This window comes from Amphritea pacifica, assembly GCF_016924145.1.
GTDB lineage: Bacteria > Pseudomonadota > Gammaproteobacteria > Pseudomonadales > Balneatricaceae > Amphritea > Amphritea pacifica.
The window spans coordinates 92,019-117,388 of sequence record NZ_JAFFZO010000013.1; the positions used below are offsets into that span (position 1 = coordinate 92,019).

Sequence of the window (25,370 nt, forward strand, 5' to 3'; positions counted from 1 at the left end):
TCGTATGAATGAAGTGTTTCGGGTTCCTCTGGATCAGGATCTGTCCGGATTTACCGCCATACTCTGGCAGCATAAGATTCCTCACCGGGTGCTGGAACAGGGACAGGAGCAGCTGTTGTTAGTGCCCTACAATGTCAATGGAGAGCAGATAGCTCAGCTGTATCAGATGTGGCAGCAAGGCGCAGACCTTTCCGGATTGCGGGTGCAGCAGGCAGGTCAGGGTGGTCTGCAGACGGTTTTTAAAGCCTGGCTGACGCTGGCGCTGATCGCCGTGAGTATCATCATTACTCTGATTGTTTCGCTGGGTGATAATATTCAGATGATGGGCTGGTTTACCATTGTTGAATTTTCTGTACAGGGAAATAAGGTCTACTACTCAGATCTGCTGACATCGGTTGCCGGTGGTCAGATATGGCGATTATTTACACCTGCTTTTATGCATTTTAATCTGCCCCATATCATCTTTAATCTGCTTTGGGTGTGGGTCGTTGGCAGGCGGATTGAAAGCTATCTGGGCTGGCCCGTACTGCTGGGGCTGTTTCTGTTTTCTGCGTTGGCATCTAATATTGCCCAGTTCTGGGTCAGTGGGCCGATGTTTGGTGGAATGTCGGGCTTCGTCTTTGCGCTGCTTGGGTTTGCCTGGCTTTGGGATCGGCTCAGACCCGCGCAGATGATCGGTATGCCGCCAGCGCTGATGGGTTTTATGATGTTCTGGCTGGTATTGGGGTTTACCGGCGCGCTGGAAACGCTGGGGCTTGGTTCTATCGCCAATACTGCACATCTGGCTGGGCTTATAGCGGGGCTGGTGGTGGTCCCTGTGGTGAGAGTGATCAAACGATAAAGCTCAGGACGGTCAGCAGCATCGAATCGCCGCCGGACTCTGTGATAATATATCAGCCACTTTGGAGGCTAATGAATGAACTTTAAAAAGATGATTGAGGCGATGACACCTGAGGTGTATCAGAGTCTGAAGCGGGCTGTTGAATTGGGCAAATGGCCGAATGGTGAGCGGTTGACCGAAGAGCAGCGAGAGACCAGCCTGCGGGCTGTGATTGCCTATGATGAGACCAAACTGCCTGCCCATGAGCGTACCGGGTTTATCGACCGGACGAAGAAAGATGGCAGTCAGCACGGTTCCGATCCACTGGAGCCTCAGGTTCTGAAAATTCTGAACGATAACTGATGGAGGTTATCGCTCAGGGGACGCTGGTTAAAATGCCAGCGAAGATCGCCCCTCAGATATGTTATCAGCTTAAGCTGGGAGATCATCTGATCGACCTGAACAGCTATCTTGGACAGCCTGTAAAACTCAGCTTTCTGGGACAGATCAACTGTACCCACTGCGGTCGCAAGACCAGTAAAAGTTTTGCCCAGGGATATTGTTACCCCTGTTTTAAAAAACTTCCCCAGTGTGATCTTTGTATTATGAGCCCCGAAAAGTGTCATTATGAACAGGGGACCTGCAGAGACCCGTCCTGGGGTGAGCAGTTCTGTTTTCAGAGCCACTATGTTTATCTGGCTAACTCTTCCGGGGTTAAGGTGGGAATAACCCGGGGCACCCAGATTCCAACCCGCTGGATTGATCAGGGGGCGATTCAGGCACTGCCGGTTCTGCGAGTGGATACCCGTTTTCAGTCTGGCCTTGTGGAACAGATTTTTGCCGCCCATGTTACCGATAAAACCAACTGGCGGGCTATGCTTAAAGGGCAGGTAGATCGCCTGGACCTGCAGGCGGAGCGCGATCGGCTGATGACGCTGTGTCAGGAAGAACTGACATTGTTAGAAAATCGCTTTGGGTTACAGGCAATTCAGCGTCTGCCCGAGGCGGAAGTGGTGGAGCTGGATTATCCGGTGCTCAATTTTCCGGCTAAAGTGACGAGTCTGAGCTTCGATAAAACCCCGGTAGTTGAGGGGGTTTTACAGGGAATCAAAGGGCAGTATCTGATTCTCGATACCGGAGTTATCAACCTCAGAAAATTTACCGCTTATCAGGTTGAGTTCAGCGCCTGAGATGTGTGCAACCTTTGAACCGTTATCACCGCCTGAGTAACAAGGCGATTCAAAGGTTTGCTTATTGTTAATTGTTTGAATGTTATCGCAGGGTGAATGAATGAACCAGTCAGCTACAGAGCAGCCGAGTGTTATCTATCTAAAAGATTATGAGGTTCCTGCATTTCGGGTGGAGCAAACTGAGCTGCGCTTTGAACTGGAAGAGGAGCAAACCCTGGTTCGCTCGCAGGTTCGATATGTCCGTAACCCTGACTCCGCTAACCGCCAGCATCCTCTGGTGCTGGATGGACATGAGGCACTCGAGTTACAACGGTTGAGTATCGATGGCGAAGTGCTCAGCGATAAGGATTATCGCCGCTCAGGCGAGCAGCTGTTGATCCCGAATCTGCCGGACCATTTTACCCTTGAATGTATTACCCGCATCGAGCCGCAAAATAATACCGCCCTTGAGGGACTGTACAAATCGGATGGCATGTTTTGCACTCAGTGTGAGGCAGAAGGTTTCAGGCGTATTACTTTCTATCAGGACCGGCCCGATGTCATGGCGCTGTTTGAAACCACGATTGTGGCGGATAAACAGCGTTATCCGGTGCTGCTGTCAAACGGCAATATGGTCGATGCCGGTGAAGAGGACGATGGCAGACACTGGGTTAAATGGCAGGATCCATTTCCAAAGCCAGCTTATCTTTTTGCCCTTGTCGGGGGGGATCTGCAGTTTATCGAGGATCGCTATACCACCAGTTCAGGGCGTCATGTGGTCTTGAAAATCTTTGCCGAAGCGAAAGATCTGGATAAGCTTGAATACGCCATGAACTCTCTTAAACACTCCATGCGATGGGATGAACAGGTCTACGGACGAGAGTACGATCTGGACATCTTTATGATCGTCGCTGTTGATTTTTTCAACATGGGGGCGATGGAGAATAAAGGGCTGAATATCTTTAATACCTCCTGTGTGCTGGCGCATCCGGAAACTACTGTTGACGCTGGCTTTCAACGGGTTGAAGGGGTTGTCGCCCATGAATATTTCCACAACTGGTCCGGTAACCGGGTCACCTGCAGAGACTGGTTTCAGCTGAGTCTGAAAGAAGGTTTTACGGTGTTTCGTGATTCGCAGTTCTCTGCGGATATGAACTCAGCTACTGTAAAACGAATTGAAGATGTTACCCTGCTGCGTACGGCGCAGTTTGCTGAGGATGCCGGCCCTATGGCGCATCCGGTACGGCCCGCCTCTTTTATTGAGATCTCGAACTTCTATACGCTGACGGTGTATGAGAAAGGCTGTGAAGTGGTGCGAATGCTGCACACCCTGTTAGGCGCGCAAACCTTTCGCAAAGGCTCCGATCTCTACTTTGATCGCCATGACGGTCAGGCGGTGACCACCGATGATTTTGTCCAGGCGATGGCCGATGTTTCTGGTCGTGATATGAGTCGCTTTAAGCTCTGGTACAGCCAGTCAGGTACGCCGCAGGTCTCTGTGACCGGTGAGTATGATGCGCAGAGCCAGCGTTATACCCTGCATATGCAGCAGAGCTGTCCGGCAACACCTGATATGGCGACAAAACAGCCGTTTTTGATTCCCGTTGCGGTGGGCTTGCTCGACCCTGGAGGTGAGGATATTCCGCTGCAGGGAGGCGAAACCACTGAGGTGTTGGAGCTGATTGCCACAGAGCAGAGCTTTGTCTTTGAGAATATCCCGGTAGAGCCGATCCCCTCATTGTTGCGTGGATTCTCGGCACCGGTGAAGCTGAAGTTTCCCTACAGCCGTGAGCAACTGGTGTTTCTGATGCAGCACGACAGCGATGGTTTTAATCGCTGGGATGCCGCACAGCAACTGGCCGTTGGTATTATGAGCGAGTTGATTGCTGATCATCAGCAGGGACGGGAGCTGATACTGGATCCGGCCCTGGTTGATGCCTATCAGCAGGTGCTGAGCGATACAGAACTGGATCGGGCGATGGTTGCAAAAGTGCTGACACTGCCCTCAGAAGCCTATCTGAGTGAACTGGCTGAGGTGATTGATGTAGATGCGATCTACCGGGTGCGTCGTTTTGTCAGAGATTCAATCGCTAACCAGCTCGAAACGCTGTTCCTCAGGGTTTATCAGGATAATAATACCGCTGAACCCTACAGTCCCGATGCGGCTTCTGTAGCCCGCCGAAGCCTGAAGAACCTTGCGCTGGCCTACCTGATGGCTACTGAGAAGCAGGAATACCTGCAGCTGGCGCTGCAGCAGTATCGTCAGGCAGATAATATGACTGACAGCCAGGCGGCACTGACACTGATTGTCCATTCGGGATTTGTCCAGCAGGCCAGTGAGGTGTTGGACGATTTCTATCAGCGCTGGCAGAATGAATCGCTGGTGGTTAATCAGTGGCTTGCGGTGCAGGCCAGTGATCCTAAAGAGGGGGCGTTGGCGCGGGTGCAGGCTTTACAACAACATCCGGCGTACGATGGTGCCAATCCGAATAAGATCCGTTCACTGATATCGATCTTCTGTGCGCAGAATATGCTTAACTTTCATAATACTGATGGTAGTGGCTACCGTTTTCTGGCGGATCAGATTATTGTATTAAACAAACAGAATCCTCAGATTGCTTCGCGATTGCTGACACCACTAACGCGCTGGAAGCGTTATCCGCAGGAACGCAGTGCATTGATGAAAGCGGAACTGGAACGGATCAGGAGCAGTGGTGATCTTTCCCGGGATGTATTTGAAGTTTTGAGTAAAAGTCTGGTTGGCTAAGCCGGGGCTTAATAGATTAAGACCGGTAGAAAAAGGGTATTAAAATGGAACGTACTATCCCCGAGCAGGATAAATTTGAACTACAGCAGAATTATCGTCGTTATCTGAAATATCAGGATCAGTATGATGACGCATTCAATAATTTAAAACAGTCCAGAGCCAGTCGGGTCTGGCTAGCAGGGTTGGTGGCGTTGCTTTTCAGCCCTGGTTCCGACTTTTTTCTGGGGGCTGCTGCTGCACTCTTCGGGCTCTATTTTTACCGTATAGGTTCCGCCTGGTATACCAGCTTTCAGATCGATGAAGGCCGGGAAGAGGTGTTGCGCTGGTTTTCCTCGAAAGGGCTGACCTTTGAAGGGCGGATTCTCTATTTTCGGGATGACCGCTTGCTGGCTAATCCTATCGACCCATTTGCTGATGAGATCTATGGCTAAAGGGCTTTCCTGATGCCGGTTAAACGCGAATATCAGCAGATCAGTCAGCGGGCCAGGAGTCTGCTGGCAAAGCCTGAAGGTGTCGATGTCGATTTCAAACGTGAAATCAACGGCATTAAAAGCCGCGATCTGGTCTCTTTCTCTAATTCATCTCAGGGGGGGGCTATTCTGGTTGGGGTCGATGAATACACCAACAAAGCGGGCCTGCAACGGGGGCGGGTGGTTGGCTGTGATGTAGATGACAGTGCCCGCCTCAGCCTGATCAACAAAGCGACCGACTGTTACCCGATTGTTGATATTGAACTGGTGGTTGAAAACATCAGCAATAAACCCTTTTTCCGTATCGAAATCCCACCTGGCGGAAAACGCCCCTACTGCACTCAGCGGGGCGAATATGCTATCCGGGCCGATGCCCGCTCCCGTGCACTCTATCCCGAAGAGCTATTGGCGATGTTTATGGATCGCGAAGGAGAGCTGTTTCTGACCCGCTTCCGTGAAGCTGTGGCACAGTTAGAGCAGCGGCTGGGTCAGATGGATCATGCATTTGGTTCGGGAATGGAGCAACTGGTAATTCATCTTGATGAGCTTGATAGCCAGGTGCGGCGAACCCTGACCCGGGTTGATCAGATGACCGACAGCGCTAAGAAACGTTCCCGCAATATGTTGCAGGCATTGCGCGATTCGCAGGATAGTATTGCCGGGCTTGAAGCACTGCTGGTGGCGCAGAACGGCAATCCTTCCGGGCGGTTGGAGATTATGCGTGATATTCGCACCCGGCTGGATCAGTTGACCGAAAACCTCAATCCGGGCGATGGTCAGAGCGAATGATTGAGACAATTTGTCAGGCAGGTTACTGGGTGTTTGATCTGGATGGTACGCTAACCCATCCGGTTCATGATTTTGAACGGATCCGCTCGGAGCTGGGGCTTCCTGCAGGCTGCGATATTCTGGCGACTATCGCTGACAGACCAGAGCCAGAACGGCAGGCGCTGAATTATCAGCTTGATCAGTGGGAATATTTCTATGCTGATCAGGTGCAGCCTGCCATTGGCGTGAATGAGTGTCTTGAGTTTTTGGGATCCAAAGGGTGTCTGCTGGGGATTCTGACCCGCAATAAGCGCGAGGTGGCGCTGCACTGTCTTGAGGTTATCGGTGTCAGTCATCTGTTTAATCCCGCTGCAGTTCTGGGGCGGGATGATGCGCAGGCAAAACCGGATCCCCATGGGGTGAGGCTGTTACTGGAGCGTTGGCAAGCCCGACCGGAACAGGCGGTGATGGTGGGGGACTTTCGCTACGACCTGGAAGTAGGGCGAGCGGCGGGTGTCGCGACAGTTCATGTTGACGCTCGTTGCGACAGACAGTGGCCCGAACTGACCGATCTCAGAGTTGGGACACTGTCAGAGTTACACCAATTGCTAAGAGCGTGAAGGGGGGTCTGATTGATTCCCGTCAAGACCGTTTAACAAAGCTGAGGTATAGTGTAATTATCTCACAGGAGGTCGTTATGACAGTATTGAATGAGTTGCACCAGGATCATGTCAACCTGAATAAGTTACTGGCTGTGCTGGGAAATAAGCTGGAACAACTGAAGCAGGGTGAAATGCCAAATTTTGTATTGCTGGCAGATGCTGTTGATTACATCACCAGTTATGCGGATGCGTACCACCATCCACTGGAAGACCAGATGTATGCTTTTTTCAAAGATTCAGGTTGTCCTGAGCTTGATGAGGCCATCAGTCAATGTGTAGAGGAACATAAACAACTGAAAAAAAGTAGTCAGGATATTATCGAAGCGGTTGACTGTATTCTGAGTGATGCTGTGGTACCGATGGACCAGTTTATCGAAAAACTGGAGTGTTTTCTGGATGAACAGATTGAACACCTGAACCTGGAGGAGGGCACGCTGTTTCCGTTGTTAGATGAGGTAGCCACTGACGAACAGTGGGAAGCGCTGAAACCCGAGCTGCCGACGATGAGCGATCCTCTGTTTGGTCAACAGCAAAGACAGCGTTATATCGATCTTTATTCTGAACTACTGCGGGATATGCAGTAAGTGTTTATCGAGAGTATTAAATCGACTTCAGGTCGCCACTTAACTGACTGAACAGTTCCGGTTTCATATCGGGCAGGGAGCGGTACTCAATCCGGTTCCTGCCTTTTTCTTTGGCCAGGTAGACCGCTTCATCCGCTGCTTTTAACACGGCGTGAGCCTGAGCATCCAGATTATCGAAGGCAAAACTGCCGTGACAACAACTTGTTACCCCTATTGATGCGCTCACTCTGAAGGGCTCATTATCGTTATTATGGACCACCATGTGGAGAATTTTATGGCGTAGCTGGTTGCCAATCTCAATCGCCTTCTCGCTATCGCAATTGGGTAGCAGGATGGCAAACTCCTCACCGCCATAGCGGGCAACAAAATCAGTTTTGCGCAGGTTTTTGTTTAATAGTAAGCCCACTGATCGGAGTACTTTATCGCCGACCTGGTGGCCGAAACTGTCGTTCACCAGCTTAAAATAGTCCAGGTCTATAAACAGACAGCTCAGGGGCGTTTTGTTCCGGCTGGCTCTTGAAAGCTCGCGGATGATCTCCTGATCGAATGCCCGGCGATTATTCACTTTGGTGAGCATATCGATAATGCTGAGTCGCTTCAGGTTCTGCTGATTGATGCAGTTTTCAAAACAGACTGCAATGACCGAAGCCAGGTGGCCGATATAGTCATAGTCGAAGTGTTCGCTGTAGCGGGCAGGGTCGTTACTACCCAGGTGCAGGCTGCCAATCAGGCAGTTGTGGCGGATCAGTGGTAGCAAGGCGCTGCTGAGGACATAAGGGTTACTGGGAAAGGCGATGCTTTTAAGGGGGGCACTCAGTTCTCCTATTCTTAATTCAGACGAGGGAAACAGGCTTTTTAACAGACGTTGATTGGTGACAAAGCGAAGGCTGTGCCCCGGTTCTGGAGGAGTATAGTCCTCCAGTAAGCAGCGGGCTGCGGATTCCGGGTCGAATAGAATCAGGTTGACCGCGGTGAGCCGGAAGTGCTGTTTAAAGTCGATCAGGATAAGGTCAAGCAGCTCTGCCAGATTACTGCAACTGAGGAGTCTGAGCTCTATCTCAAAGAATGAGCGCAATATCGCTTCATTCCGCTCTACCTTACTGGCCAGCAGGTGAAGAGATCTGCGCAGATCTTTGTTCTCTTTGTCGATTGGTCCCATAAACGCCTGCTTTGCGCCTTTAGTATGAAAGAGTTATCGGCCATCCGTGACAACTATAAAGGAAAAGCAAGCCGGGAATAATAAAAAAAATAGGCAGCAGCGGGGAAGGCGGCGCAAAAAGGCAGAGAGGCCGCTAAGGATAAGGGCTTAAGCTTAAAAAACCGGCTACCCATATTGGGTAGCCGGTTTTTTTATTAAGATCGGATAATTCAGCTTGCTTTGGCGATATTGCCATGTTGTTCCGGGTGGGTACTGATAAAGTGACTCAATACCTTTCGCAGAACCTTTTCGTGGGCTGAATCTCCTTTGCGTTGTGCTTTGGCGATATCATCCAGGATGATCCTTTTTACTTTGCTTTCGCCATTATGGCAGCATAGGTAATGACCTATCGCCATGGCGATTATCGGGTCCGTGTGCTCATGCTCTGCTATGGCCGCAACTTCATCCTGGGTGAGGTCGCTGAGGTCAAGGCATTCATTGTAGGTTAGCATTGTTGTGTCCCCTTATTGTTATCATGCTTTAAATCAGTCTGGTAGTAACATTTTAGGCAAGAGAAGCGGTTTTCTCTAATTTAAACAGGGGATTTTCTTATATGACTTTATTATTACTGATACATTATTGATATATCTCAGGGTTATAAATACGCAGCCTGTTTTTGTATCATAAACAGCTACGGCGAAGATCACCGTTTTGCGCACCGGTAAGGGGTATATTTACCAGGGGAAGAGGTGCGGCTATCTAATCTAAATAATTGTTTTTTAATGCTTAATTCGCGTGTTTGTCAGGTTGTCCTGTTCCCGGGTAGTTATTCTCTTCTCTTGCTTTTTTCAAACCTGCACATCGAGACCGTTTCTGATGTTGACTAAGTTTGCAGTTGCCTGACTGAGATCAGTGTGAGTCATCCGGGTGATAAGCGATGATCCCCGATTGATGTATGGGGGCTGATAAGTTCCCTTTTCAATAAGATCCCGCAACAGTGACAGGTGGAGTGGGATTTTGTCAGGCTGACGCAGGGTTGTTGATGATGGATACAGAGACAAAAGGTGCTATTGCCCGGCTGCCTGGGCGGTGGTGCTGGGGCGTGGCGCTTCTGTTGGTGTTGTTAACCGGGGTAGTGACTGCCCGGATGAGTGAAGTAAAACAGGGCATGGTGGTTACTTTTCACAACAGTAGCCAGGTGGTGATCGAGTCGGTTCAGCTGGACTTTGGCAGTGCTGACACACAGTCGCGCATTCAGGCGTTTCGTATTCCGCCGGGGCATGAGCGACAGCTGTTACTGAATCATGAGCCAGGTATGGGGTTTAACGTTGCGGTGCATTACCGTGGCGGAGAAGAGCAGACTTTTTGTGCTCTGCATGGTGATGACCGAAGCGATCCTGTGATCTATCTCCAGCCCTGAACCGCTATTCAGTCTGCCTGAATGGCAGACGCTGGCGCAGATAGTTCATCTCCTGGCGTAACATCTGCTCCTCTTCTTCGGTAAACCGTTCAACGGCCTGGTGGAAGCCCGGGTGAGCCAGCCAGTGGGCTGACCAGGTTTCTATCGGTTCAAAGCCCCGCTGGATCTTATGTTCACCCTGGGCTCCGGGATCGAAACGCTGTAGCTGGTGTTGAATACAGTACTCAATGCCCTGGTAGTAACAGGTTTCAAAATGGAGGCTGTCGTATTCTGCCAGAGCGCCCCAATAGCGACCGTACAGGGTCTGCTGGTCCCGCAGAAAAAGGGCCCCGGCGACCGCTTCTGTGTCGCTGTAATTCATATCATAAGCAAAGCAGATGATAATCTGACCGGTCAGGGTATCTCTGAGTTGATGGAAAAACGCTTCTTTAAGATAACCGTTACGGCCCCTTTTCAGGTAGGTTATCTGGTAGAACTGATAAAACTGGCTGAGCATCTCATCGGTGAGCTGGGCACCAGTGATAAAGCGGTGTTGTATATTGTGCTCAGTAATCTTATTGCGCTCCTTGCGCAGATTTTTACGCTTACGGGAGCTGAATGTTTCCAGAAAACTATCAAAGATCTGGTAGTTGCGATTAAACCAGTGATATTGAGTGCCCAGACGATAGTGCAGTTCTGGATGGCTCGCCTTATCAAGCAGGCTATCTTCAAGAAACAGGCCGTGCCAGCCGGACGCTTTGTACTGGGATGCCAGTTGCTGTATGGCTGCCAGTATCTGTCGGGTAAGCGCGTGTTGCTGATCACTGTTGCAGCTGGCGTGAAACATCAGGCGTGGGCCATAGCAGGGAGTGAACGGTATCGCTGTCAGTAGTTTCGGGTAGTATTCGAGACCATTGCGCTGATAGGCATCTGCCCAGCTCCAGTCAAACACATATTCGCCATAGGAGTGGCTCTTGAGATACAGCGGCATCGCTGCATGTATCTGCTCTGCTTCCGTGACCACCAGATGGCACGGCTGCCAGCCAGTCTGCGCGGTAACGCTGCCTGAGTGTTCGAGGGCATGGAGAAATTCATAGCTGATAAACGGGTAATCGTCGCGCCTCAGGCTGTTCCAGGGTTCGGCTCCGATCTGTTCTATTGCGCTATAGAAATTGAATTGCGGCATATTGTCCTATACTGTTCAGAGCGGTATATGTTATCTAACTATCCGATAATAAAGCATTATATTATTAAAGATGGATGGCTCTACTGAGCCGTTCAGTTTGTATATTAAGTTTGCATCTGTATTTACGCTAGGAGAATAAAAATGGATGAGCTGGAGTTTGAGTTTGAACTGGATTCCCGCCTGGATAATGATTGTATCACCCTGGGCGACTTCCCGCTGTGCCGTTTATTGCTGATGAATGATGCGAACTACCCCTGGTTTATACTGGTGCCCCGCCGCGCCGAGGCCAGCGAGATCTACCATCTGTCGCCCGCCGATCAGGCCCAGTTGCTACACGAATCCTCATTTCTATCGGAAAATCTGCACGATGTGTTTGATGGCGATAAGATGAATATCGCCGCCCTGGGGAATATGGTTAAACAGCTGCATATCCATCATGTGGTTCGCTTTGAGGATGACCCTGCATGGCCAGCCCCTGTCTGGGGAGCGGTCACTGCAAAACCCTATACTGAGGATCAGATTCAGGAGATTCATCAGAAGTTACAGATGATGATGCCTCAGGAGGTAAATTTTGTTGCCCGTGATCTGCTCAACTGATTTCTCATCTAAAATCCACTAATTGGCCCTGTCAGGAGCTAATTATTCAGGTATAATTCGCCGTTTTCTGAGCAAGGCGGCTGACGTTGTCGGCTTTTGTAAAAAACAGGGCTGAAACGGGTCAGGTTGCTTTGCGGTTTACTCTATTTTTCTGGGGAAAGCTGCGACTATGCCGATCTTCGATTTTGAATGCCGTCATTGTGGTCATGAATTTGAAAAACTGGTGTTGAAATCTGATGCACCAGCACCGGTTTGTGCTGGTTGCGATTCTGCTGATGTGGTGAAAAAAGTATCCGCACCAGGGTTCAGATTATCCGGCACCGGCTGGTACGAGACTGATTTTAAAACCGGTAAGAAAAAGAACCTGGCGGGTGGCCAGAGTGAATCCGGTAACTGATTTTTAATTGTCTGAATAAACACTGATTCAGCTTGCTAAGTAACAGGAACATTTAACTATGCGCAGTCATTATTGCGGTGATCTCAGAAAAGAGCATATCGGCGAAGACATTACTCTGACGGGGTGGGTTCACCGTCGTCGCGACCACGGCGGGGTTATCTTTCTGGATCTGCGCGACCGTGAGGGTCTTACCCAGGTGGTGTTTGATCCTGATCGTGAAGAGAGCTTCGCCCTGGCAGATAGCTGCCGTAGTGAGTATGTTGTTGAGGTCAAAGGTACTGTTCGCGGTCGTCCGGAAGGCACTGTTAACGCGGATATGCCTACCGGTGAGATTGAAGTTCTGGGTAAAGAACTGGTTATCCTCAACAAGTCAGAAACTCCGCCTTTCCAGCTGGATGAGCATCAGCAGGTGGGTGAAGAGGTACGTCTGCGTCATCGTTACATCGATCTGCGTCGTCCTGAAATGCAGGAAAAACTCCGTTTTCGTTCTAAAGTGACCAACGCTATCCGCAGTTATATGGACGAGCATGGTTTTCTGGATATTGAAACACCGATTCTGAACCGTGCAACGCCTGAGGGGGCCCGTGACTATCTGGTACCCAGCCGGGTTCATGAAGGACATTTCTTTGCGCTGCCGCAATCGCCTCAGTTGTTTAAGCAGTTACTGATGGTGGCAGGCTTTGACCGCTATTATCAGGTTGCTAAGTGTTTCCGTGATGAAGATCTGCGGGCTGACCGTCAGCCAGAGTTTACCCAGATCGATATTGAAACCTCATTTATGAATGAGGAAGAGATCATGGGGATCACCGAGAAGATGATTCGCAAGCTGTTCCTTGAACTCAAGGGCGTTGATCTGGGTGAGTTCCCGCGGATGCCATACTCTGAAGCGATGCAGCGCTTCGGATCCGATAAACCTGACCTGCGCTACCCAATGGAACTGGTCGATGTTGCCGATCTGATGGCCGGGATCGAGTTCAAGGTGTTTGCCGGTCCGGCGAAAGATCCGAAAGGTCGTGTTGCAGCGCTGAAAGTGCCTGGTGGTGCTCAGCTGACCCGTAAGATTATTGATGAATATACCCAGTTTGTTAGCATCTATGGTGCGAAAGGTCTGGCCTGGATTAAGGTCAACGAACTTGAAAAGGGTGTTGAAGGGTTACAGTCTCCCATTGTGAAGTTCCTCGGTGCCGAAGTGGCAATGGCAATAATGGAGCGTCTGGGTGCGGAGAACGGTGATATCGTGTTCTTCGGTGCCGATAAAGAGAAAATTGTTTCTGAAGCGCTGGGTGCTCTGCGGATTAAGGTCGGTGAAGATCTTGAGATGGCTCAGTGTGAATGGGCGCCGCTGTGGGTGGTTGATTTCCCGATGTTTGAAGAAACCGATAACGGAGGTCTGACCGCATTGCATCATCCGTTTACTGCGCCTAGCTGCACGCCAGAAGAGCTTAAAGCGAATCCGCTTGAGGCGTTGTCCCGTGCTTACGATATGGTGTTGAATGGCTGTGAGCTGGGTGGTGGTTCGATCCGTATCCATAATCGGGAGATGCAGGCGTCAGTCCTGGATATCCTCGGTATTTCAGACGAAGAGGCTGATGACAAGTTTGGCTTCCTGTTAAATGCATTGAAATACGGTGCGCCGCCTCATGGTGGTCTGGCGTTTGGGCTTGACCGTCTGATCATGCTGATGACCGGTACCGATTCGATCCGTGAAGTGATCGCCTTCCCGAAAACCCAGAGCTCTGCCTGTATGATGACTCAGGCTCCGGGAGAGGTCAGTGCGGCTCAGTTACGTGAGCTGAATATCAAGCTGCGTAAGACTCCTTAAGTTATTTTGCAGTTATTGATCAAGCCGTGCTCTGCACGGCTTTTTTTATGGTGGAATCTGCGGTATTGTACTCTGTATAAATAAACAGTACTTTGAGTTGATAATCCAGCAATGTTGATTTTGGGAATAGATCCGGGATCCCGGATCACCGGATACGGTATTATCAATTCCGTTGGCGCGAAGAACGAATATATCGCCAGTGGCTGTATCAGGATAAAAGGGGATGACCTTTCTCAGCGTCTGAAGCAGGTTTACGCCGGGGTGACCGAGATTATAGAACACTACTGTCCCCAGGAGATGGCGATAGAGCAGGTGTTTATGGCGCGTAACCCTGATTCCGCGCTGAAGCTGGGGCAGGCCCGTGGCGTCGCTATCGTGGCGGGTGCCAATCAGGGACTTGAAGTAGCCGAATATGCTGCCAGAAAAGTTAAGCAGGCGGTTGTAGGTAATGGCTCTGCGGATAAGTCTCAGGTGCAACATATGGTTAAATCCATTCTCAGGCTGCCAGGTCTGCCGCAGGCGGATGCCGCAGATGCGCTGGCCATCGCCCTGTGTCACGCACATACCCGTAGCAGCCTGATTATGATGGCGGGGGCAAAGAGCAGTCGGGGAGGACGGTTGCGGTGATAACGTCAGGCTGTGTGGCTATATTATGGATGGCGAATTATTGGCCATTGTCGTCTGAGTAAAAAGAATATCAATGTAAGCCCCGTGATTCACGGGCTAATCGGGAGTGTGAAGGGCTGTGATAGGACGACTGAGAGGCGAGTTGCTGGAAAAACATCCGCCGCAGCTGGTGATCGATGTAGCGGGTGTTGGCTATGAGGTTGATGCCTCAATGAACACCTTTTATCAGTTGCCGGAGGTTGGGCGACAGGTAACGCTCTATACCCATATGGTGGTGCGCGAAGATGCTCAGCTATTGTACGGTTTTTATGAACGTACTGAGCGTTCGCTGTTCCGCACGCTGATAAAGGTCAACGGTGTGGGGCCTAAGCTGGCCCTGACCATCTTGTCGGGTATCAGTGTTAACGAGTTTGTTCAATCGGTGCAGCACCAGGATACCGCGGCGCTGGTACGTTTACCCGGAGTAGGTAAGAAGACCGCTGAAAGACTGATTATTGAGATGAAAGATAAGCTGCAGGATTTCCACTTTAGTGATCTCGATGAATTTACCCTGACCGATGGGCTGGGGCCGGTTGTCAGTGCGCCGTCAAGCGATAACCGTGCGGAAGCGGAAAGTGCACTGGTGGCACTGGGATATAAGCCGGTGCAGGCAACTAAGTCGATCGCTCAGGCTGAAAAGAGCAACCCAGGCGCGTCCAGTGAAGAGCTGATTCGGGCGGCACTGAAAAGTATGGTGCAGGGGTGATAACTCAATGATAACGACAGGGTGCAGTCTATGATCGAAGCGGACCGCTTTATATCTCCGGTTGTCAGTGCGCCTCAGGAGGAGGTGCAGGACCGCGCTATCCGGCCAAAATCGTTGCAGGACTATGTTGGTCAGCCGGTGGTTAAAGAGCAGATGGAGATCTTTATCGGTGCGGCTAGAAAGCGGCAGGAAGCCCTTGATCACACGCTTATTTTCGGCCCTCCCGGGCTGGGGAAAACCACGCTGGCTAATATTATTGCCAATGAGATGGGCTGCGATATTAAAACCACCTCGGGGCCGGTACTTGAAAAGGCCGGTGATCTGGCCGCGATGCTGACCAATCTTGAGCCGGGGGATGTGCTGTTTATCGATGAGATACACCGCCTGAGTGCTTCGGTGGAGGAGGTACTCTATCCGGCGATGGAGGATTATCAGCTGGATATTATGATAGGAGAAGGGCCTGCGGCCCGCTCTATCAAGCTTGAGCTGCCACCGTTTACGCTGGTGGGGGCAACCACCCGTGCGGGGTTGCTGACCTCGCCATTACGGGATCGTTTTGGCATTGTGCAGCGGCTGGAGTTTTATAATATTGATGACCTTACCTCTATTGTTGAGCGCTCGGCAAGGTTGTCAGGAAGTGGTGTGGATCGCGAAGGCGCTATTGAAATAGCCCGGCGTTCCCGCGGGACTCCGCGAATTGCAAACCGGCTGTTACGCCGGGCCAGAGATTATGCGGAGGTGAAAGGCGATGGGCGAATCTCCCTGGAGATGGCAGACCTTGCATTGAATATGCTTAATGTTGATGAACATGGTTTTGATCATATGGATCGCCGGCTTCTGCTGGCGATGATAGAAAAATTTGGCGGTGGTCCGGTGGGGGTTGATAGCCTGGCGGCGGCTATCAGTGAAGAGCGGGATACCATTGAAGATGTGCTGGAGCCCTATCTGATTCAGCAGGGGTTTATGATGCGTACACCGCGAGGCCGGGTGGTGACCGACAACGCTTATCGCCATTTTGGCCTTGATTTGCCTGACCGGGATCAATAGATAATTGATCAGCCAGTGATAACTGATTTATATCAAAGCAGAGTAATGGTTTAGGGGTTAACTTTTAAGTCGTGAACATAAAACAATAATGTTTAAGGCGCTAAAGTATGAACACTATGAAACTCTGTTGCCTGAATCAGTCGCAACTAAAAGGTCTCAAGCGAGAGTTGCAAATATTGCATGAGCAGTTACAGGCGGATCTGAAAGCGGAGCAGAGCGATCAGCAGGAAGAGCTTAGTCAGCTAAGCTGTTCTGAAGTACATGATCGTTGTGAAGCGGCGGCAGCTACCGAACTCAATCAAACCAGCTTATCGCATATCAAACAGCTCGAAGAGGAGATTCGCGAGTGTCAGAGTGCTTTGCAGCGGATAGAGAACGGAGGTTATGGATGCTGTGAAAAATGTGGTGAAGAGATCGAACTTAACCGCCTGATGGCTAACCCTGCAGCTGTTTTGTGTGTTGGCTGTCAGTCCAGAGATGAACTGCACCGGGTCCGGGACTGCGGGGCAGCTTTCTGAGTGGTTTTTCTGTTTGTTTTTGGCCGCCTGTTGAGGCGGCTTTTTTATGTCTGCAGCTTGCCTGGGTTGAACTTTTATCGCCTCCCGGCATCCAACCGTCGGCTGCTGTTCAGGTGCGGTTTATCAAACTCAGGATAAAGTACTGAATCAGGGTAAATATGTTTTTTTGTCAGAAAAAGAGCAGATTTTAAACGCTGATCTCGCTACTATCAGAGCCAGTTTTTCAGATTTCTACAGAAGGGGTTATAAACGTGCCGGATAAAATGTCGATCTGGAGTCTGGTAGCTAATGCCAGTTTTGTTGTCCAGTTGGTAATGTTGCTGCTACTGCTGGCATCACTGCTTTCCTGGGTTATGATTTTTCAGCGTCATTTTGTTTTGCGCCAGGCGCAGCGCAAATTAAGGGCTTTTGAAGATCGCTTCTGGTCCGGGGTGGATCTCAGTCAGCTGTTTCGTGAAGTGAACTCCGATCCCGATAGCAGTAACGGCGCTGAGAATGTTTTCCGTGCAGGACTGAAAGAGTTCAGTCGGCTCAGTCAGCAGTCGGGCGCGGACCGGGATGCCATTATGGATGGGGCGCAACGCAGCATGCGTGTGGCGCTGGCCCGGGAGGAAGAAAAGCTTGAGATGCACCTGCCATTTCTGGCAACGGTTGGGTCAACCAGTCCCTATGTCGGTTTGTTTGGCACTGTTTGGGGAATAATGAACTCATTCCGGGGGCTGGCAAATGTCCATCAGGCAACGCTGGCTTCGGTTGCTCCGGGGATATCTGAAGCGCTGATTGCAACAGCTATCGGCCTGTTTGCCGCGATTCCCGCGGTTATTGCCTACAACCGTTTTTCAGCAAAAACCGAATCGCTGATGAACAGTTATGAAACCTTTGCCGATGAATTCTCCAGTGTATTGCATCGCCGTGTGCACACCTCAAGCTGATCTGTAACAGGCTGGTATTATGATTCGCAGAGTGAAAAAAAGACGCAAGCTGAACGCTGAGATCAACGTTGTTCCCTATATTGATGTGATGATGGTGTTGTTGGTGATCTTCATGATTACCGCGCCCATGCTGACTCAGGGAGTTGATGTTCAGTTGCCAAAGGCTGGTTCCGATCCCGTTGATACCGAGGACAGTGAACCGCTGATTGTGACTGTCGATAAAGAGGGACTTTATTACATTGATGTCGGCGGCGATCCCCTGAAAGCGGTCACGGGTGATGTTGTCGGGGAACGGGTTAGTAAAGTTCTGAGTAACAATCCGAAGAAGTTGCTGCTGGTGAGAGGTGATAAGGGCGTCGATTACGATCATGTCATACAGCTGATGACGTTGTTGCAGCAGGCCGGTGCTGAAACTGTCGGACTGGTAACAGAGTAGTTTGATTGTGAATTTGAGAAGTTACCTGTTTCCTGCATTGCTGGCCCTGATTCTCCATTCAGTGATTCTCAGTGCACTCTTTTATAGCTGGTTCGGTTATGCCGAAGAAGAGAAGCATCTCGTGCCGCGACATGTCAAAGCCCAGATGGTTGATCTTAAGTCCCAGCTGAAAGCTCATCAGCAGGATAAACAGGCTGAGGCGCGCCGTAAGCAAGAGGAACAGAAAAAAGCTGAAGCTAAGAAACGGGCTGATGAGCGTAAAAAAGAAGCGCAGAAAGAGGAAGCACTGAAAAAAGAGGCTCTTAAGAAAGAGCAGGCGCGCAAGAAAGAGGAGGCTTTGAAACAGGCGGAAGCTAAAAAGAAAGCGGAAGCACTGAAGCAGAAGACTCTTAAACAAGAGGCGCTTAAGAAAGAGGCGGCGCTGAAGAAAGCGGAAGCACAAAAGAAAGCTGAAGCCCTGAAGAAAGCGCAAGCGGCAGAAGCCGCCAGGAAAAAACAGCAGGAAGAAGCCCGTCGTAAAGCTGAGGCTCAGAAAGAAGCTGAGCGTAAACAGGCAGAGAAACAGCGTCTGGAGCAGCAGCGCCGAGAGGCTGAATTAGTCGCTGCGATGGCCGCCGAAGAACAGGAAATGCAGAGGCAGGCAGATCAGAGGGCTATTGCCGGGTATAGTGACTATATTGCAGCCGAAGTGGAAAGTAACTGGAGTCGGCCACCCAGTGCCCGAAATGGCATGAGGGTTGTTCTGTCACTTCACCTGTTACCCACCGGAGAGGTTGATAACGTTTATGTCGTTAAAAGCAGCGGTGACAGTTATTTCGATGAGAGTGCGGTCCGGGCTGTTAAACGGGTAGGGCGATTCTCCGAGCTGCAAAATATGGATCCGGTATTGTTTGATCGGAGCTTTCGTAAATTCAGTCTTAATTTTAATCCGTCAGATCTTCGCAGGTAATCAGTCATGAAACGTACCTTATTTTTCATATTTTTATTCTTTTTCAGTGTGCTGGCGCGGGCTGAACTGACCGTTGAAATTACACAGGGGGTTGATAAGCCTACACCTGTTGCTGTCGTTCCATTTGCTTTCAGTGGTGTTCAGGCGCTACCTGAAGACGTTGCGAAGGTGATCAATGATGACCTCTATCGCAGCGGTATGTTCAAGCTTATGCCGCGGGAAAATATGCTCAGTTTCCCCTCCGACCGCAGCTCACTCTATTTTCGTGACTGGCGAATCAGCGGTAGTGATTTTATTGTTATTGGGCGGATCAAGGAGATCGAAGGGCAACTGAGTGTTGCTTTTGAACTCTACGATATCCTCAAAGAGGAGCAAATTCTGAGAGAAGAGGGGATTAAAGCAAACCGAACTAACCTGCGAGCAGTGGGGCACTATATCAGTGATAAGGTGTTTGAGGCGCTGACCGGTGTCCGGGGTGCATTTTCCACCCATATTGTTTATGTCACCGCGAAACAGCTGGCACCATCTAAACATAGTTATCGTTTGATGTATGCAGATTCAGATGGACACAATGCCAGAGAAATTCTTAATTCCAATGAGCCAATTATGTCGCCTGCCTGGTCCCAGGACGGTACTAAACTCGCATATGTCTCATTTGAATCGGGCCGGCCAGCGGTCTACATCCAGTATCTGGCTACCGGTAAGCGTGAGAAGGTCCAATCATTCCGGGGCCTGAACGGTGCACCGTCCTGGTCGCCGGATGGTCGTCAACTGGCGCTGGTGCTCTCTAAGGATGGTAATCCTGAGATCTACGTGCTGGACCTGCAGCAGCGCCGCCTGACCCGCATAACTCACCACTTTGGCATCGATACCGAACCGTCCTGGTCGCCGGATGGTCAATCGCTGATCTTTACTTCGGACCGCGGTGGTCAGCCACAGATCTATTCAATCTATCTGCCAACCCGTGATGTCACGCGACTGACATTTGAAGGGCAGTATAATGCCCGTGGACGTCTGACCCAGGATGGTCGTTTTCTGGCGATGGTGCATCAGAGCAATGGATCGTTTCATATTGCGGTGCAGGATTTGCGCACCGGCCGGGTAGATCTTCTGACCGAAACCTTTATGGATGAATCCCCTACGATTGCACCGAATGGCAGTATTATCCTGTATGCCACTCAGGAAGGTGTGCGGGGTGTATTATCAGCGGTGTCGCTTGATGGTCGGGTGAAGTTCCGTTTGCCGTCATCGGATGGCGATGTCCGTGAACCGGCCTGGTCGCCTTTCCAGTAAGGGGTGTTTTCAGGCTTTTCAGTGGTCAGTGACTGCACTGAGTGACAAGTTGACTGCACAAAGGTACAAAGTTAAATCAATTAGTTAGAAAAGTCGCTGGATTGACTCGCGGCTCTTGCAATCATGCTTAGCAAGCTTTACTTTAGGCAGGATTGAGGTTTTATTCGCACATAATTGGCTAAAAATTAGGAGTGTTCGATGCGTGCTATGAATATTGGCAAAGCGACTGCTTTGGCGTTAACTGTCGTTTGGGCAGCAGGCTGTAGTACAACAAATACAACAGACACTGATACGATGGGCAGTGACACTGCTCCGGCGACTACGACTCAGGCTGTTTCTGATTCTTCTATGTCCGGCACTACTATGGCCGATGTGAAGAATCTGGCAACTGTGTTCTACTTTGATTTCGACCAGACTCAGGTTAAGCCTGAAGCGGTTGCCGCTCTGCGTGGTCACGCTAAATACCTGGCAGACAACCCATCTGCTTCTGTTGTTCTGGAAGGTCATGCTGATGAGCGTGGAACCCGTGAATACAACATGGCTCTGGGTGAGCGTCGTGCACAGGCTATCGCTCGTGTTCTGACTGTTAATGGTGTTTCCAGCAGCCAGATTGAACTGGTGAGCTTTGGTGAAGAAAAACCGGTGGTTATGGGTCATAACGAAAGTTCATGGGCTCAGAACCGTCGCGTAGAACTGAAATACTAATCACCTGTCAGGTTGTTAGTTTCAATGCGCAAAGCATATGGTTTGACTGCCGCACTGGTGCTATGCAGCACCGGTGCTCTGGCGGCAGATCCTGTTCAGGTGATTGAGTTGCAGGTCGATGATGGGACTGCAAACCGGTCATCGGTTAACAGGCCCGCGGGCCAGTTTGTCGGTAACGGCAGTAACGATACAGTGATGTTGTTACAGCAGTTACAGGATGAAGTCCGCTCCCTTCGGGGAATGGTTGAGCAGCAGCAATATCAGATTCGTCAGATGGAGCAGCAGCAACGGGATCGTTATCGCGATCTTGATCGGCGAATTGTCGCGCTTCAGGGGGCGGGTTCCACCCGGCAGCCTGCCGACGGTTCTGATCAGCCTTCTGCAGCTGTAGCGCCGATGCCTTTACCCGCAGCGGATAGTACGCCTACGGATGCACAGGCCTATCAGCAGGCTTTTGGGTTGGTGCGGCAAAAGGATTTCCCCGCGGCGCTGGATGCCTTCGATAAGTTTATCGAGCTGTATCCGGACAGTGCGAGATTGCCTAATGCCTATTACTGGGTAGGTGAGGTGAATCTGGCGGAGCAAAAGCTGGAGCCTGCTAAAGCAGCATTTGAGAAAGTCCTGAAAACGTTTCCCGAGCACAGAAAAGCAGCCGATGCCACATACAAGCTTGGTGTGATCTATCATCAGATGGGGGATCAGGCTAAAGCAAATGATATGTTTAATGACACTATCTCACGTTATCCTGACAGTTCTGCCGCCGGTCTGGCACGCGATTACCTGAAAAGATAACGACTGAAATTCCTTAAGGTTGTGTAATGAGTACTCCCTCCAACAATGCTGTTGTATTGTTATCCGGTGGTCTTGATTCGGCTACCGCGCTGGCGATGGCGGTTGAGCGTGGTTTTAACTGCTATGTATTGAGCTTTGATTATGGCCAGCGGTCACAAACAGAGTTGCTGGCAGCGAAAAAAATTACCCGGGATCTGGATGTAAAAGAGCACCGGGTAGTGCGGCTTCATCTTGAGGACTTTGGGGGGTCTGCGCTGACTGATAACAGCATTGATGTTCCCGACCATGAGGAAGAGGGCATTCCGGTCACCTATGTGCCTGCACGCAACACCGTTTTTATGTCGCTGGCGCTGGCCTGGGCAGAGGTGCTTCATGCGCAGCATATCTTTATTGGGGTTAACGCTGTCGACTACTCCGGATATCCCGATTGCCGGCCAGAATATATCGCTGCTTTCGAGCAGATGGCCAATCTGGCGACTAAAACCGGCGTGGAGGGGGAGCGGCTGACGATTGAGACCCCGCTAATCGATCTGACTAAAGCTGAGATTATCAGAGAGGGGGTCCGTCTGGGGGTTAACTATGGTTTGACCGTTTCCTGTTACCAGGCGGATGATGATGGTCGGGCCTGTGGTGTATGTGACAGTTGTCGATTGCGGGCTAAAGGGTTTGAGGATGCCGGTGTAGCCGATCCAACCCGTTATATTACTGCCTGAGGTTGCTGTTATCGTCTGCAGATGGGGCGGGCACCGATGCAAGTATCTTAAACAGGGAGCCGCAGGGCTCCTTTTTCGTTACTTTTGCCTGAGTGAGGCAGAGAATTAGCATTTTCTGCATTGCAGTGGTGGTATAATATTTATAGGTTTAAAATCCGTTACTGTTTAATTACCTAATTAAGAATATTTGTAAATGTTGAATAAACAAGAGCTTTCAGACCGTATTCTGGTTCAGGAACACTTTGCTAAAGAGCATCTCCCCGGTGCGCTTGATCTGCAAAAGCAGGAGGAATACAAGAGCCGTATCAGGCAACTTCTTATCGAGAAGGATGCCTGCCTTGTGGCGCACTACTACACCGATGAAGTACTTCAGCAACTGGCTGATGAGACCGGTGGTTGTGTCTCTGACTCTCTTGAAATGGCGCGTTTTGGTAACAACCATCCCGCCAAAACGCTGATCGTTGCCGGTGTTAAGTTCATGGGCGAGACGGCGAAGATTCTGAATCCTGAAAAACGGGTATTGATGCCAACGCTTGAAGCAACCTGTTCTCTGGATATCGGTTGTCCGGCGGATGAGTTTACCGCCTTTTGTGATGCGCATCCCGATCATGAAGTGGTGGTTTACGCTAATACCTCGGCCGCCGTCAAGGCACGCGCCGACTGGGTGGTTACCTCTGCTATCGCACTGAAAGTTGTTGAACATCTTGCGGATCAGGGTAAGAAGATTATCTGGGCTCCGGATAAACATCTGGGTGAGTATGTGCAGAAGCAAACCGGTATCGAGATGCTGATGTGGGATGCTGCCTGTATCGTCCATGAGGAGTTTAAGGCGCAGCGTTTGCTGGATCTTAAAAAAGTCTATCCTGAAGCGGCAGTGCTGGTGCATCCAGAATCTCCGGACCCGGTGGTAGAGCTGGCTGATGTGGTGGGGTCCACTACCCAGATTATCAATGCTGCCCGTGATCTGCCGAATAAGCAGTTTATTGTCGCTACGGACAGGGCAATATTTTACAAGATGCGTCAGGCCGCGCCGGATAAAGAGTTTATCGAAGCACCTACCGGCGGATCAGGTGCAACCTGTCGAAGCTGTGCGCACTGTCCCTGGATGGCCATGAACGGCCTGGAAAATGTGCTTCATGCGCTGGAGCAGGGCAGCGATGAAATTTTTGTCGATGAGTCGCTGATTGATGATGCCCGGCGACCCCTTCAGCGGATGCTGGATTTCTCCGCACAAAACGGTTGAGTTGCTGCAAAACTAAAAAAGCCTGCTCAATAGAGCAGGCTTTTTGTATTCCGGATAAAGCGATTTGTAATCGTGCAGCTTAAGCCGGACGCTTATCAACCATAAAAATACCATAGCCGGTTGCCACCAGCTTGTCACCCACGTGTACGTCGGTTCGCATTTTGACCCGGCGACGTTTCGTATCTATCTCTTCAACTGTACCGGTTGCTTTAGCCGTATCGCCAATATACACCGGTGCTTTGAACTGGATCGACTGGTCGATATAGATTGCGCCAGGTCCGGGCAACCGGGTGCCAGCCACGGTTGAGATCAGTGCTGCTGAAAACATACCGTGAACAATACGGTTTTTGAATTGAGTGGTGGCTGCGTATTCGCTGTTGATGTGAATAGGGTTGTTGTCACCGGAAATGCCTGCAAACATATACACATCGGCCTCGGAGATCGTCTTGGCATAGGATGCGCTCATCCCCACTTCCAGATCTTCCAGGTAGTAACCGTGCAGTTCATCCATTAGTAATTCCTCTCTGTATCGCCATGGCCTGTTGGCCATGACTGCTTTTCGGGTGGCCGCATAAGCGCCGGGCTGATGCGTGATTATTGTTTACCTGAATAGGCATAAACCCTAACCTAGTCTGGTTGCTGTTTCAATGAAGTATTCGGACAGACTCTTAGTAAAACAGGTTTTTGTTGCAGTGCGAAGGCATTCCTTATTGACCCGGCTCTGCAATGCCCTGAAATGGTTGGATTAAAGTGAGAGCGGTCCGAAAGTGGCGCAACTTTACCGCCACAAATAGTGGCCATCGGTACTGTCTGACTATTGCAGTTTAAGCCGGGCTATGGAGAATGGAACCCCTTTGCACAGCGGACAGGCTAACCCGGTTATGGTAACAAAAGTATTGCTGACACTGTTGGTGATTGTGGTGGCATATATCTATCTCAGGCGCCGGGTGAGCGCCAGTCAGTCGAAGCCCGGGCCTGTGACAGTCACGCCTAAAGCAGGGGGCGCACCGATCAGGGTGGTCGCCGTGCTGTTTCTGCTGATCTCGTTCAGCCTTACCCTGGGGTTCTTTGTATACCGCTGGATCGATGGCAATCAGCTGCTCAGGATAACGCTGACCTCGCCGCAAAGCCCTGGGCCGGTCTATTATCAGGTGCACAAATCGGAGCTGCAGGAGCGGAGTTTCACTACCACCGACGGTCAGATAATCCGCATCAGTGCTCAGGACCGGTTGGTGATTGAGTCGATCCCTGACTGATACCGTTTTCGCAGATGCTTTTAAAGTGCAAATCGCTATAATGGCAGCTGCAACAGCTTACACCTGAATATTGCCAGTTTTGTTCCCCTTTTTTCTGAATCAGACACACATCGCCGCCGGGTTATCAATGTTAAGCTGCGATGATCTGTGTTACAGGGATTTTCTATGTTCCAGCGTACCAGTCTTCATAGCCATAAAACACTACCATCTAGTGTAGTGTTGCATTCTGTTTAGAGCTTAAGCGACTGTTGGCACGAATAACTTTTTCCAAAATGTCTCGGGCACTTTTAGTCCAAATAAATGGCTTCGGATTGCTGTTATGATGGGCAATGTAT

At 50.4% G+C, this 25,370-nt stretch carries 29 protein-coding genes; 25 read left to right on the forward strand and 4 right to left on the reverse strand.

What is annotated here, in order from left to right; all coding sequences use genetic code 11:
* The first annotated feature begins 4 nt into the window (after positions 1-4).
* From JW499_RS09290 to JW499_RS09325, 8 genes are all read left to right on the forward strand, one after another.
* Positions 5-841 (forward strand): rhomboid family intramembrane serine protease, encoded by an 837-nt coding sequence (locus tag JW499_RS09290; RefSeq protein WP_205210330.1) that lies wholly within the window; start codon positions 5-7, stop codon positions 839-841.
* Between the two features lie 75 nt (positions 842-916).
* Positions 917-1,183 (forward strand): YeaC family protein, encoded by a 267-nt coding sequence (locus JW499_RS09295; RefSeq protein ID WP_091355870.1) that lies wholly within the window; start codon positions 917-919, stop codon positions 1,181-1,183.
* Positions 1,183-2,010, forward strand: a complete 828-nt coding sequence (locus tag JW499_RS09300; RefSeq protein WP_205210331.1) for a DUF2797 domain-containing protein — start codon at positions 1,183-1,185, stop codon at positions 2,008-2,010. Before JW499_RS09295 ends, JW499_RS09300 begins: the two co-directional genes overlap by 1 nt.
* A gap of 100 nt (positions 2,011-2,110) precedes the next feature.
* Entirely contained in the window at positions 2,111-4,756 is a 2,646-nt protein-coding gene (pepN, locus tag JW499_RS09305; protein ID WP_205210332.1) for an aminopeptidase N, read from the forward strand.
* A 44-nt stretch (positions 4,757-4,800) separates the two neighbouring features.
* Complete coding sequence (locus JW499_RS09310) at positions 4,801-5,187, forward strand: hypothetical protein (RefSeq protein ID WP_205210333.1); 387 nt, start codon at positions 4,801-4,803, stop codon at positions 5,185-5,187.
* A 12-nt stretch (positions 5,188-5,199) separates the two neighbouring features.
* The gene (locus tag JW499_RS09315; RefSeq protein WP_205210334.1) at positions 5,200-6,015 is read left to right on the forward strand and encodes an AlbA family DNA-binding domain-containing protein; all 816 of its coding nucleotides are present in this window, start codon (positions 5,200-5,202) and stop codon (positions 6,013-6,015) included.
* Positions 6,012-6,614: an HAD family hydrolase gene (locus tag JW499_RS09320; RefSeq protein ID WP_205210335.1), complete on the forward strand. Its 603-nt coding sequence runs from the start codon at positions 6,012-6,014 to the stop codon at positions 6,612-6,614. The genes JW499_RS09315 and JW499_RS09320 overlap by 4 nt, the downstream gene beginning before the upstream one ends.
* 77 nt (positions 6,615-6,691) lie before the next feature.
* Positions 6,692-7,240: a hemerythrin domain-containing protein gene (locus JW499_RS09325; RefSeq protein ID WP_091355849.1), complete on the forward strand. Its 549-nt coding sequence runs from the start codon at positions 6,692-6,694 to the stop codon at positions 7,238-7,240.
* A 16-nt stretch (positions 7,241-7,256) separates the two neighbouring features.
* Here the strand turns inward: JW499_RS09325 and JW499_RS09330 are convergent, their stop codons facing one another.
* Together JW499_RS09330 and JW499_RS09335 are read right to left on the reverse strand one after the other, a co-directional pair.
* The gene (locus JW499_RS09330; RefSeq protein ID WP_205210336.1) at positions 7,257-8,399 is read right to left on the reverse strand and encodes a DUF484 family protein; all 1,143 of its coding nucleotides are present in this window, start codon (positions 8,397-8,399) and stop codon (positions 7,257-7,259) included.
* A gap of 209 nt (positions 8,400-8,608) precedes the next feature.
* Entirely contained in the window at positions 8,609-8,890 is a 282-nt protein-coding gene (locus tag JW499_RS09335) for a hypothetical protein (RefSeq protein WP_205210337.1), read from the reverse strand.
* Positions 8,891-9,420: 530 nt separating this feature from the next.
* Between JW499_RS09335 and JW499_RS09340 the strand changes: the two genes are divergently transcribed.
* Positions 9,421-9,798 (forward strand): hypothetical protein, encoded by a 378-nt coding sequence (locus tag JW499_RS09340; protein ID WP_205210338.1) that lies wholly within the window; start codon positions 9,421-9,423, stop codon positions 9,796-9,798.
* Positions 9,799-9,802: 4 nt separating this feature from the next.
* On the opposite strand, the gene JW499_RS09345 is transcribed toward JW499_RS09340, so the two are convergent.
* Entirely contained in the window at positions 9,803-10,963 is a 1,161-nt protein-coding gene (locus JW499_RS09345; protein ID WP_205210339.1) for a GNAT family N-acetyltransferase, read from the reverse strand.
* 141 nt (positions 10,964-11,104) lie between these two features.
* Here JW499_RS09345 and JW499_RS09350 point away from each other — a divergent pair, with 141 nt between their 5' ends.
* The 15 genes from JW499_RS09350 to nadA all read left to right on the forward strand — a co-directional run bounded on the left by JW499_RS09350 (position 11,105) and on the right by nadA (position 23,779).
* Complete coding sequence (locus tag JW499_RS09350; RefSeq protein WP_205210340.1) at positions 11,105-11,560, forward strand: HIT domain-containing protein; 456 nt, start codon at positions 11,105-11,107, stop codon at positions 11,558-11,560.
* A 169-nt stretch (positions 11,561-11,729) separates the two neighbouring features.
* The gene (locus JW499_RS09355) at positions 11,730-11,957 is read left to right on the forward strand and encodes an FmdB family zinc ribbon protein (protein ID WP_205210341.1); all 228 of its coding nucleotides are present in this window, start codon (positions 11,730-11,732) and stop codon (positions 11,955-11,957) included.
* Positions 11,958-12,015: 58 nt separating this feature from the next.
* Entirely contained in the window at positions 12,016-13,779 is a 1,764-nt protein-coding gene (gene aspS, locus JW499_RS09360) for an aspartate--tRNA ligase (protein WP_205210342.1), read from the forward strand.
* Between the two features lie 111 nt (positions 13,780-13,890).
* Complete coding sequence (gene ruvC, locus JW499_RS09365; protein WP_091355829.1) at positions 13,891-14,406, forward strand: crossover junction endodeoxyribonuclease RuvC; 516 nt, start codon at positions 13,891-13,893, stop codon at positions 14,404-14,406.
* A gap of 118 nt (positions 14,407-14,524) precedes the next feature.
* Complete coding sequence (gene ruvA, locus JW499_RS09370) at positions 14,525-15,151, forward strand: Holliday junction branch migration protein RuvA (protein ID WP_205210343.1); 627 nt, start codon at positions 14,525-14,527, stop codon at positions 15,149-15,151.
* A gap of 30 nt (positions 15,152-15,181) precedes the next feature.
* Complete coding sequence (gene ruvB, locus JW499_RS09375) at positions 15,182-16,198, forward strand: Holliday junction branch migration DNA helicase RuvB (protein ID WP_091355824.1); 1,017 nt, start codon at positions 15,182-15,184, stop codon at positions 16,196-16,198.
* Between the two features lie 107 nt (positions 16,199-16,305).
* Positions 16,306-16,716, forward strand: a complete 411-nt coding sequence (locus JW499_RS09380) for a TraR/DksA family transcriptional regulator (RefSeq protein WP_205210344.1) — start codon at positions 16,306-16,308, stop codon at positions 16,714-16,716.
* A 251-nt stretch (positions 16,717-16,967) separates the two neighbouring features.
* Positions 16,968-17,648 (forward strand): protein TolQ, encoded by a 681-nt coding sequence (gene tolQ / locus JW499_RS09385; protein WP_332873953.1) that lies wholly within the window; start codon positions 16,968-16,970, stop codon positions 17,646-17,648.
* 19 nt (positions 17,649-17,667) lie between these two features.
* Positions 17,668-18,084: a protein TolR gene (gene tolR, locus JW499_RS09390; RefSeq protein ID WP_205210345.1), complete on the forward strand. Its 417-nt coding sequence runs from the start codon at positions 17,668-17,670 to the stop codon at positions 18,082-18,084.
* Between the two features lie 7 nt (positions 18,085-18,091).
* Complete coding sequence (gene tolA, locus JW499_RS09395; protein WP_205210346.1) at positions 18,092-19,033, forward strand: cell envelope integrity protein TolA; 942 nt, start codon at positions 18,092-18,094, stop codon at positions 19,031-19,033.
* 6 nt (positions 19,034-19,039) lie between these two features.
* Positions 19,040-20,326, forward strand: a complete 1,287-nt coding sequence (gene tolB, locus JW499_RS09400) for a Tol-Pal system beta propeller repeat protein TolB (protein ID WP_205210347.1) — start codon at positions 19,040-19,042, stop codon at positions 20,324-20,326.
* A gap of 198 nt (positions 20,327-20,524) precedes the next feature.
* Positions 20,525-21,031: a peptidoglycan-associated lipoprotein Pal gene (pal, locus tag JW499_RS09405; protein ID WP_205210348.1), complete on the forward strand. Its 507-nt coding sequence runs from the start codon at positions 20,525-20,527 to the stop codon at positions 21,029-21,031.
* A gap of 24 nt (positions 21,032-21,055) precedes the next feature.
* Positions 21,056-21,823: a tol-pal system protein YbgF gene (gene ybgF / locus JW499_RS09410; protein ID WP_205210349.1), complete on the forward strand. Its 768-nt coding sequence runs from the start codon at positions 21,056-21,058 to the stop codon at positions 21,821-21,823.
* Positions 21,824-21,849: 26 nt separating this feature from the next.
* Positions 21,850-22,536 carry a 7-cyano-7-deazaguanine synthase QueC gene (queC, locus tag JW499_RS09415; protein ID WP_205210350.1) on the forward strand — a complete coding sequence of 229 codons (687 nt, stop codon included), beginning with the start codon at positions 21,850-21,852 and terminating at the stop codon, positions 22,534-22,536.
* A 193-nt stretch (positions 22,537-22,729) separates the two neighbouring features.
* A complete protein-coding gene (gene nadA / locus JW499_RS09420) occupies positions 22,730-23,779 on the forward strand; it encodes a quinolinate synthase NadA (protein WP_205210351.1) in 1,050 nt (349 codons plus the stop codon).
* A 79-nt stretch (positions 23,780-23,858) separates the two neighbouring features.
* On the opposite strand, the gene JW499_RS09425 is transcribed toward nadA, so the two are convergent.
* Complete coding sequence (locus JW499_RS09425) at positions 23,859-24,290, reverse strand: MaoC family dehydratase (RefSeq protein WP_091355800.1); 432 nt, start codon at positions 24,288-24,290, stop codon at positions 23,859-23,861.
* 370 nt (positions 24,291-24,660) lie between these two features.
* Between JW499_RS09425 and JW499_RS09430 the strand changes: the two genes are divergently transcribed.
* On the forward strand, positions 24,661-25,035 hold the full coding sequence (locus tag JW499_RS09430; protein ID WP_205210352.1) for a hypothetical protein: 375 nt from the start codon (positions 24,661-24,663) through the stop codon (positions 25,033-25,035).
* Positions 25,036-25,370: the final 335 nt, after the last annotated feature.